7 protein-coding genes are annotated in these 9519 nt (G+C 74.4%); 4 read left to right on the top strand and 3 right to left on the bottom strand.

What is annotated here, in order from left to right; all coding sequences use genetic code 11:
- On the top strand, positions 1 to 254 hold a 254-nt coding region (locus ACGFIZ_RS29130), incomplete at its 5' end, for a hypothetical protein (protein ID WP_393424779.1).
- Between the two features lie 202 nt (positions 255 to 456).
- Entirely contained in the window at positions 457 to 1485 is a 1029-nt protein-coding gene (locus ACGFIZ_RS29125) for a phosphotransferase (RefSeq protein ID WP_393424776.1), read from the top strand.
- Positions 1486 to 1518: 33 nt separating this feature from the next.
- Here the strand turns inward: ACGFIZ_RS29125 and ACGFIZ_RS29120 are convergent, their stop codons facing one another.
- The 3 genes from ACGFIZ_RS29120 to ACGFIZ_RS29110 all read right to left on the bottom strand — a co-directional run bounded on the left by ACGFIZ_RS29120 (position 1519) and on the right by ACGFIZ_RS29110 (position 5883).
- The gene (locus ACGFIZ_RS29120) at positions 1519 to 2328 is read right to left on the bottom strand and encodes a metal-dependent hydrolase (RefSeq protein ID WP_393424773.1); all 810 of its coding nucleotides are present in this window, start codon (positions 2326 to 2328) and stop codon (positions 1519 to 1521) included.
- Positions 2329 to 2480: 152 nt separating this feature from the next.
- On the bottom strand, positions 2481 to 3809 hold the full coding sequence (locus ACGFIZ_RS29115; protein ID WP_393424770.1) for a glycosyltransferase family 4 protein: 1329 nt from the start codon (positions 3807 to 3809) through the stop codon (positions 2481 to 2483).
- A gap of 130 nt (positions 3810 to 3939) precedes the next feature.
- Positions 3940 to 5883 (bottom strand): amylo-alpha-1,6-glucosidase, encoded by a 1944-nt coding sequence (locus ACGFIZ_RS29110; RefSeq protein ID WP_393424767.1) that lies wholly within the window; start codon positions 5881 to 5883, stop codon positions 3940 to 3942.
- A gap of 42 nt (positions 5884 to 5925) precedes the next feature.
- Here ACGFIZ_RS29110 and ACGFIZ_RS29105 point away from each other — a divergent pair, with 42 nt between their 5' ends.
- Both ACGFIZ_RS29105 and ACGFIZ_RS29100 read left to right on the top strand, forming a co-directional pair.
- A complete protein-coding gene (locus ACGFIZ_RS29105) occupies positions 5926 to 8652 on the top strand; it encodes a glucosidase (RefSeq protein ID WP_393424764.1) in 2727 nt (908 codons plus the stop codon).
- Between the two features lie 146 nt (positions 8653 to 8798).
- Positions 8799 to 9509, top strand: a complete 711-nt coding sequence (locus ACGFIZ_RS29100; RefSeq protein ID WP_393424761.1) for an HAD family hydrolase — start codon at positions 8799 to 8801, stop codon at positions 9507 to 9509.
- Positions 9510 to 9519 lie beyond the last annotated feature (10 nt).

Raw genomic sequence — 9519 nt, 5'->3', positions numbered from 1 at the left:
AGCCCGGCACCTGTGGGCTGCGAAGCGTCAACCACCCGGCGTGCCGCATGAGCGCCGCCAGGAATCTGCCCTCTTCAGGGGGCAGAGGAAGTCAATCGATCCGGGGCGACATGAACAACGGCAGCGCCAAGATCACCGTTGACGGAGAGTCCGAGACCGTGCAGCTGGTCAAGGGCGCGTGGCGCGGCGTCGGCGTCGGCGAGGACGAGACCAAGGGGCTCGCCACGCTGCTCGAGATCCGGCTGACCGCCTAGCCGTGCCGGCGACGCCTCGGCCGTCGCTGTGACGACGAGGCGCGTGACGATCCCGCCGCTGTCCCCGGGACCGCTGGTCCTCGGATCGGCGGCGGGATCGCCGCCGCGTGGTCCGGCCGCACCTGTCGTCACCCCGGGCCGCAACCGGAGGCACCTGGGCGCCCGGGGCGCCCCGGGGTACGGCGCGGGTAGGGTCAGCGTGGTGTCCCGCCCTCCCGTCGACATGGTGCCCGCCGGGGAGACCGCCGAGCCGCTGACCCACAACCCGTTCAACACCGTCACCGGCGGCATCTGGCGGGCGCGGCTGGGCGGCCGGCCGGCGGTGCTCAAGCTGATCACGCCGCCCGGTCGGGACGGCCCCGCGCACTGGGTCGGCGGCGCCGAGCCCGGGCACTGGAACTACTGGCGGCGCGAGGTCGAGGCGTACCGCAGCGGCCTGGCCGCCCGGGCGTACGCCGCCGCCGGGCTGGCCGCTCCCGAACTCCTGGCGGTCGACGAGCGGCCGGACGGTTCGGTCGCGCTGTGGCTGGCGGATGTGGCCGGGCGGCCGGGCACCGCCGGCGCGGCGGCCGACCTCGGCGACGTCGCGTACTGGCTGGGCGTCGGGCACGCCGCCTGGCTGGGGCGTCCGCCCGGGTACGCCTGGCTGGCCCGCGACTGGCTGCGCGACTACACGCTGACCCGGCCCGTGACCCCGCCCGCCCCCTGGGACCATCCGGTGGCGGCCGCCGCGTGGCCGGCGCCGCTGCGCGGGGCGCTGCGCGCGCTCTGGGAGCGCCGGCACCAACTGCTCGCCGCCGTCGACCGGCTGCCGCAAACCCTGTGCCACCACGACTGCTGGCCGATGAACCTGATGTTCGCCGACGCCGGCCCGGTGCTGCTGGACTGGGCCTTCGTCGGCCCCGGCCCGATCGGCGAGGACGCCGCGAACCTCGTGCTGGACACCTTCCTCGACGGCCTGGTCGACGTCGCCGGGATCGACGACGTGGCCACCGCGGTCGTCGACCGGTACGTCGACGGGCTGCGCGGGGTCGTCGACCCGGACACCGTCGTCCGTGCGGTCCGGCTCACCGGGGCGGCGAAGTACTTCTGGCTGGCCCCGCTGATGCTCGACCGGATCCGCGGCGGCACCCGGCAGAGCTACGACCCGCGCGGCGAGGCCGAGATGTTCGCCGGCCGCCGGCCCGTGCTGGAACTGCTCGCCCGCTGGACGGCCGCCTGCTTCGGCTGATCGTCTGCGCCAGCGGACGCCGGCCGGCGGTCGTCAGATGTCGATGTTGAACTTGCGCAGGACCGAGGGGGCGACCAGGCCGACGGCGGCCAGCACGGCGACCGCGGTCATGGCGGCGCGCAGCACCACCACCTCGGCCTTGCTCCCGGTACGCAGGGCGATCTTGTTCGGCAGGCCGATCATCATCCACATCCGGCGCTTGATCGGGATCGGCCACAGGATCGGCACCCCGGCCCGGGTGATCATGTCGCCGAGGATGTGCACGAAGCAGCCCACGCCCACGGCCAGCCCGATCATCGGATAGCCCCGGTCGCCGGGGAGGTTGGCGAAGGTGTACCACGCGGCGCCGGCCGAGGCCAGGGTGACGATCACCCAGCCGGCCCGTTCCGCCCAACGGTCGAACAGCCCGCGCAGCGCCAGCCCGATCATGAAGAACAGGATGCCGACCACCGCCCACTTGCCGTACGCGGCGCAGAGCGCCGTGGTGCCCCAGCCCACCAGCACCGTGAACGGGATGGTGTGGGTCAGGGTGCGGTGGCCGTTGTTGCGCTTCGGATCCTTGCTGAGTTTGGTCGCGTAGTAGACGCCGAGCGAGATCTTCTCCATCACCTCGGCGAGGAACAGGCTGAACACGCCGAAGGTGCGGGCCACCGTGGCGCCGCCCTGGTTGCGGGTCACCTTGCCGGACAGGTCGAGGTCGGGAAAGAGCGCCCCGCCGGCGCAGACCGCCGTGCCGACCGCCACCGCCAGCGGCGTCTGATGGTAGTCGGCGAACTGGTCGAGCGCCCAGGAGCCGGCCAGCCACACCGCCGCGCCGGACAGCGCATGGGACGGTCCCATCATGACGCCTCGCCCTCCCCAGGGTCTTGATCCACAAACTACGCCACTCTGGCAGAGTGGCCCGCCGAGGGCAATCACCCGGACGGTCCACTGGGGATGGCGTCACGTCCCGGAGGGGGCCGCCCGGCGGGGCGGGCGCCGGTACGGGAGGGGGATCAACGGGCGGGTGCGCCGGCCGTCAGCAGGTTCCCCTCGGGGATGGCCGGCGGGCGCCGCCCGTCGGCCGGTCGGCCGGCCCGACGTGCCCGCGCCGTGCGGTGCTCCCGGCGGGCGGCGGCGTAGCGGCTCGCGGTGTGGGCGGCGATGGTCGCCCAGCCGTACCGCTCGTCGACCATCGCCCGGGCCCGCCGCGCCATCCGCCGGGAGAGCACCTCGTCGCCGAGCAGGCGGTCGACCGCCCCGGCGAGCGCGTCCGGGTCGCCGTGCGGGAACGTCACGCCGGTGACGCCGGGCTCGACGATCTCGGCGAGGCCGCCGGTCGCGGCGACGGCCAGGGGCGCGCCGGCCGCCGCGGCCTCCAGCGCGATCATGCCGAACGGCTCGTACAGGCTGGGGATCACGGTGGCGTCGGTCGCCGCCAGCACCGCCGGGAGCTGGGTGGCGTCCAGGAAACCGGCGAACCGTACGGTGTCGGCCAGCCGCAGCCGGTGCGCCTGGTCGACCAGGTCGTTCCGGTACGGGCCGTCGCCCGCGATCACCACCCGCAGCCCGGGGTGCCGCTCGCGCAGGTACGGCACGGCGTCCACCAGGTGCTGCACGCCCTTCTCGTAGACCAGCCGGCCGGCGTACCCGACCAGGGGGCCGGTGCCGGCGAACCGGGCCCGGGTGGCGGCGACCGCCCGGGGGTGGGCGTGCCAGGCCCGGCCGTCCACCCCGTTCGGCACCACGTCCACCCGGTCGCCGGGCAGGTCGAACAGCTGGGTCACCTGGTCGCGCATGTACCCGGAGCAGGCGATGACGCGGTTGGACTCGGTGCTGAGCCAGTGCTCGACGCCGTGGATGGTGCGGTTCATCTCGTCGGGGAGCCAGCCCTGGTGTCGGCCGGCTTCGGTGGCGTGGACGGTGGTGACGAGGGGGAGGTCGAGGTGGTCGCGCAGGGTGATGGCGGTGTGGGCGACGAGCCAGTCGTGGGCGTGGATGACGTCGTAGGTGCCGGCTTCGGTGGCGCGCAGGGCGGTGCGGGTGAGGGTGTGGTTGAAGGCCATGGTCCAGGCCAGGAGGCTGCCGGTGGCGAGGGGGAAGGTGACGGGGTCTTCGGGGGCGCGCAGGATGCGGACGCCGTCGGCGTACTCCTCCAGGGGTGCGCCGGGGGCGTGGCGGGTGACGACGGTGACGTGGTGGCCGGCGGCGGCGAGGGCGACGGAGAGGGCGTGGACGTGGCGGCCGAGGCCGCCAACGAGCACCGGCGGGTACTCCCAGGACAGCATCAGGACGCGCTGGTGCCGGGCGGGTTGGATGTCGATCACGTCGGCGGCAGGTGACATGCGGCCTCCTCGGGTCGGCTCGGGCGCGCGTTGCCGCACCCGCGGGCCGGATGCCGGCGCCGCGCCCGGGTCGATTCTGCCGCCGGCCGGTCAACCAGCCGCGACGCCACCGTTGCCGGCATGTAAAGCGTTACCGGCGCCCGCGCCGCGCCCGCAGCACCTCCGCGACCGACCACGCCTGGAAGGGGCAGCCGGTCGCGGCGTGCGGAGGCTCCCCCTCCGCCGTCTCGCTGACCGAGCCCAGGCCGTGTTCGCTCAGGTGGGCGTCGACCCCGACGAGGAACCCGTCCACCGGCAGCTTCGCCCGCCGCGCCGCGTCCACCCACGGCCCGAGCAGCCAGGGCCACACGGTGCCCTGGTGGTACGCGCCGTCGCGCTCGGCCGGCCCGCCCCGGTGCCGCCCCACGTAGCCGGGCGAGTCGGGGGAGAGGCTGCGCGGGCCGAGCGGGGTGAGCAGGCCCGCGGCCACCCGGCGCAGGGTCGGCTCGTCCGGCTCCAGCGGGGCGTACGGCAGCGACCAGGCCAGCAGCTGGTTCGGCCGCAGCGAGTCGTCGTCGTGGACCGGGGCGCCGCCCAGCGGGTACGCCGGCGCGGGCGCGTCCACCACGTCGTGCAGCCAGCCGGCCGGGGCCGGGTACCGGTCGCGGAACGACGCGGCGGCCCGGGCGTGCAGCCGCCGCAGCTCCGCGGCGTCCCCGCCCACCCGCTCGGCCAGCTCGGCGAGGCCCGCCAGCCCGTTGACCCACAGGGCGTTGACCTCCACCGGCTTGCCGGTGCGCGGCGTGACCGGCACCCCGTACACCCGGGCGTCCATCCAGGTCAGCGCCGTCCCCGGGGTGCCGCCCTGGGTGATCAGGCCGTCGACGGGGTCGACCACGATGCCGTACCGGGTGCCGGCGAGGTGCGCGTCGACCACCCCGCGCAGCTCCGGCAGCAGCTCGTCGCCGAGGTCGGCGTCCCCGGTGGCGGCGACGTGCCGGGCGACCGCGTGCAGGAACCACAGCGTCGCGTCGACGGTGTTGTACTCCACCCGCCCCGTGTCGGCGGTGTTCGCCAGCATCCCCTCCGACAGCGTCGCCGCGTACGCCCGCAGCAGCTCCCGGCCCTCGTCGGCCCGGCCGGTGCAGAGGAACAGCCCCTCGTACGAGGTCATGGTGTCCCGGGACCAGGCGCCGAACCACGGGTAGCCGGCGACGACGTCCGGGCCGGTGGCGGTGCGCACCACGAACGCGTCGGCGGCCAGGGTCAGGGTCGCCTCGGTCGCGTCGGCCGGCCGGGCGGCGGCCACCACCCGGCGGTTGCGCCGCCGGGCCGCCTCGACGATCTCCGTCGCCGGCGCCGGCTCGGCGGTCAGGTCGTCGGCCCAGGCGAGGACCGACACGGTGTCGCCGGGGCGCTCCAGGGCGCCGGAGAACCGCCCGGCGTGCCAGAGGTCCTCCTCCGGGGGCAGCCCGCGGGCGGCCTCCTCGCGGTGGTGCACCCCGAGCCACCACTGCCCCGCCGGCGTCCAGCCGGGCCCGGCCAGGCGGAACGCGCCGTCGACCACCGCGCCGCCGGCCACCGGCTCGACCCGCGGCGCCGGGCCGTCCGCGCGCCGCTCCCCGTGGGCGTCGCGCCACGTGCAGGCCGCCGACAGGTCCAGCGTCACCGGGCCGCCGGACACCAGCCGGTGCACCACCGCCACGCAGGACCGGCCGTACGCCATGGCCAGCTCGCGTTCGATCACCACGTCGCCGATCCGCCACCGCCAGCGGGGCAGCCCGTCGGTCAGGTCGAAGCGTTCGAGCAGCTCGAAGCCGCGCGGGTCGACCGCCCCGGAGGACCACTCGTGCGCCCCGAGGCGTACCCGCGCCCCGGAGGGAAGGCCGACCGCCGGGTCCAGGCTGACCAGTCCCACCTTCCGGGACGCCGGCGTCGCGCCGGCGACCACCAGCAGCCCGTGGTACCGCCGGGTGCGCAGCCCGCTGACGGTGCCCATGGCGTAGCCGCCCCGGCCGTCCGGGACCAGCCACTCCCTGGCCGCCCCGGCCGACAGCTGTCCGCACACCTGCGGCCCGAACCGAATGTCGATCAACTTTCCTCCAGCGGCGGCGCGGTGTGACACGCCACGACGAGAATGGCCCGTGTGGTGAAGTACCCCGGCGGCGTCGAAGATGGGCACGTGATCACGGACGTGCCGACCCCTTCCGCGCCCGCGCCCGACGCCGAGCGGCTCCGGCTGGCCCAGGCCGACGCCGGCGAGCAGGACTGGCGGGCATGGGGTCCCTACCTCTCGGAACGGGCATGGGGGACGGTACGGGAGGACTACAGCGAACACGGTACGGCCTGGGACTATTTTCCCCACGACCACGCGCGGTCCCGAGCGTACCGGTGGAACGAGGACGGCATGGCGGGCGTCTGCGACGACCGGCAGACGTTCTGCCTCGCCCTCGCCCTGTGGAACGGGCGCGACCCGATCCTCAAGGAGCGGATGTTCGGCCTCGGCGGCGACGGCGGCAACCACGGCGAGGACGCCAAGGAGTACTGGTGGTACCTGGACTCCACGCCCACCCACTCCTGGATGCGCTGGCGCTACCACTACCCGCAGGCCGCCTTCCCGTACGACGAGCTGGTCGCCGTCAACGCGCTGCGCGGCCGGGACGACACCGAGTACGAGCTGGTCGACACCGGCGTCTTCGACGACGACCGGTACTGGGCGGTGACGGTCGACTACGCCAAGGCGTCCCCGACGGACATGTGCGTCGTCGTGACGGTGGCCAACCGGGGGGACACCGCCGAGCGGCTGCACGTGCTGCCCACGCTGTGGTTCCGCAACACCTGGGCGTGGGGGCTGCCCGGCGGGGACCGGGTGCCCCGGATCGTCGGCTCGCCCGCCGGCTCCGGCGCCGGGGCCCGGCTGCTCGGCGAACACTGGGTGCTCGGCCAGATCCTGCTGGAGGGCGACGGCGACCCGGTCCCGCTGCTGTGCGACAACGACACCAACGCCGAGCGGCTGTGGGGGCTGCCGGGCCGCTCGCCGTACCCGAAGGACGGGATCAACGACCACGTCGTGAACGGCGCCGCCACGGTCAACCCGGACCGGGAGGGCACCAAGGGCGCCCTGCACTACGTGCTCGACGTGCCGGCGGGCGGGCAGCGGCAGATCCGGCTGCGGCTGACCCGTACCGCCCCGCCGCCCGGCGGGACCACGCCCCCGCCGGCCGACCTGGGCGCCGGCTTCGACGCGGTGGTCTGGGCGCGCCGGGCCGAGGCGAACCGGTTCTTCGACGGGGTCGTCCCGGCCGCCGCCACCGCCGACGAGGCGCTCGTCGCCCGACAGGCCATCGCCGGGCTGATGTGGGGCAAGCAGTTCTACCACTTCGACGTCAAGCGGTGGCTGGAGGGCGACCCCGGCTCGGCGCCGCCGCCGGCCGGCCGCCGGCAGGGGCGCAACAGCGCCTGGTGGCACATGAACAGCTTCGACGTGATCTCCATGCCCGACCCGTGGGAGTACCCCTGGTACGCGGCCTGGGACCTGGCCTTCCACTGCGTCAGCATCGCCCGGGTCGATCCCGGCTTCGCCAAGTCGCAGCTGCTGCTCCTGCTCCGCGAGTGGTACCTGCACCCCAACGGGCAGATCCCGGCGTACGAGTGGGCGTTCGGGGACGTGAACCCGCCGGTGCACGCCTGGGCGGCGCTGAGGGTGTTCGAGATCGACGGCTCCCGCGACCACGAGTTCCTGGCCCGGGTGATGCAGAAGCTGCTGCTCAACTTCACCTGGTGGGTCAACCGCAAGGACACTGGCGGCAACAACGTCTTCGAGGGCGGCTTCCTGGGGCTGGACAACGTCGGCCCGTTCGACCGGTCGGCCGCCCTGCCGGTGGCCGGGGTCCTGGAGCAGTCCGACGGCACCGGCTGGATGGCCATGTACGCGCTGAACCTGCTCGACATCGCGATCGTGCTCGCCGAGCGGGACAGCGCCTGGGCGGACACCGCCACGAAGTTCTTCGAGCACTTCGCGTACATCGCCGCCGCCGCGTACTCGCAGGGGCTGTGGGACGACGAGGACGCCTTCTTCTACGACGTGCTGCGGCTCACCGACGGCACGATGGTGCCGCTGAAGGTGCGCTCGGTCGTCGGGCTGCTGCCGCTGGCGGCCACCACCCGGCTCACCGCCCGCACCCTGCACCGGCTGCCCGAGCTGGGCGCGCGGGTGCGCTGGTTCCTCGCCAACCGCCCCGAGTACGCCGACGTGATCGGCGCCCGCCGGATCGGCCCGGACGGCCGCCAGCAGCGGCTGCTGTCCATGGTCGGCCCCGAGCAGGTGGTCAGGCTGCTGACCCGGATGCTCGACGCCGACGAGTTCCTCTCCGACTACGGCCTGCGTACGCTCAGCCGCGCCCACCTGGACAAGCCGTTCACGGTGACCCTCGGCGGGCAGGAGTTCGGGGTCGGCTACGAGCCGGCCGAGTCGACCAGCGGCCTGTTCGGCGGCAACTCCAACTGGCGCGGCCCGATCTGGATGCCCACCAACTTCCTGCTGATCGGCGCGCTGCGCGACTACGCCGCGTTCTTCGGCGACGACCTCCAGGTCGAGTACCCGACCCGGTCGGGGGTGAAGCGCAGCCTCGACGAGATCGCCGACGACCTGTCCGCCCGGCTGATCGCGCTGTTCACCCGGGACAGCTGGGGACGGCGGCCCATCTACGGCGCCTGCCAGCTGTTCCAGACCCACCCCGACTGGCGGGACCTGATCGCCTTCCCGGAGTACTTCCACGGCGACAACGGCGCGGGGCTGGGGGCGTGGCACCAGACCGGCTGGACGGCGCTGGTCGCCGACCTGATCCTCACCCTGCGCCGCTGAGTCCCGGCGCCGAGTCCATGGCGGCGACATGGCGGTGTCCGAGCCGCGCGGATGCCCCCATGTCGGCGACACGGACTCCGGCCGAAACCGGCGTGCCGCTGGCGCCGTTGGCAGTACCGTGTCCCGGGTTACCGGGGAGGAAGCCGATGGAGCAGGTCACGGGGCGGCGCCGCGACGCCGAGGTGCTGGTGTTCGACGCCGACGACACGCTGTGGGAGAACAACGTCCTCTTCGAGCGGGTGATCGACGACTTCCTGGACTGGCTGGACCACCCGACGCTGGACCGCGCCGAGATCCGCGCGATCCTCGACGACGTCGAGCGGGCCAACGCCGTCGTCCACGGGTACGGCAGCAAGGTCTTCCTGCGCAGCCTGGGGGAGTGCCTGGAGGGGCTGCGCGAGCGGCCGGCCACCGACGCGGAGCGCCGGGAGATCGACGCGCTGGCCGAGGCGCTGGTGGCGCACCGGGTCGAGCTGATGCCCGGGGTCGCCGCGACGCTCGACGCCCTCGCCGGGCGGTACCGCCTGCTGCTGCTGACCAAGGGCGACCGGGAGGAGCAGCAGCGCAAGCTCGACGCCTGCGGCCTGCTGCACCACTTCCACGCCGCCCACGTCGTACGGGAGAAGGACGTCGACACCTACCGGTGGCTGGCCCGGGAGCACGGCTTCGATCCGGGCGTCGCGTGGATGATCGGCAACTCCCCGATGTCGGACATCCTGCCGGCCCGGGCGGCGGGGATGCGGGCGGTGTTCATCCCGAACGAGAACACCTGGGTGCTGGAGCACGACGACCTGGACCCCACCGACACCGGCGTGCTCCGGCTGGCGGCCTTCCCGGACCTGCTCGGGCACTTCTGAGGCCGGAGGT

The sequence above is a fragment of the Micromonospora sp. NPDC048830 genome, assembly GCF_043198215.1.
In the GTDB taxonomy this organism is placed as follows: Bacteria; Actinomycetota; Actinomycetes; order Mycobacteriales; family Micromonosporaceae; genus Micromonospora.
The sequence above is the reverse complement of the archived record's forward strand: the minus strand, read 5'-3'. Positions and strand labels throughout refer to the sequence as shown.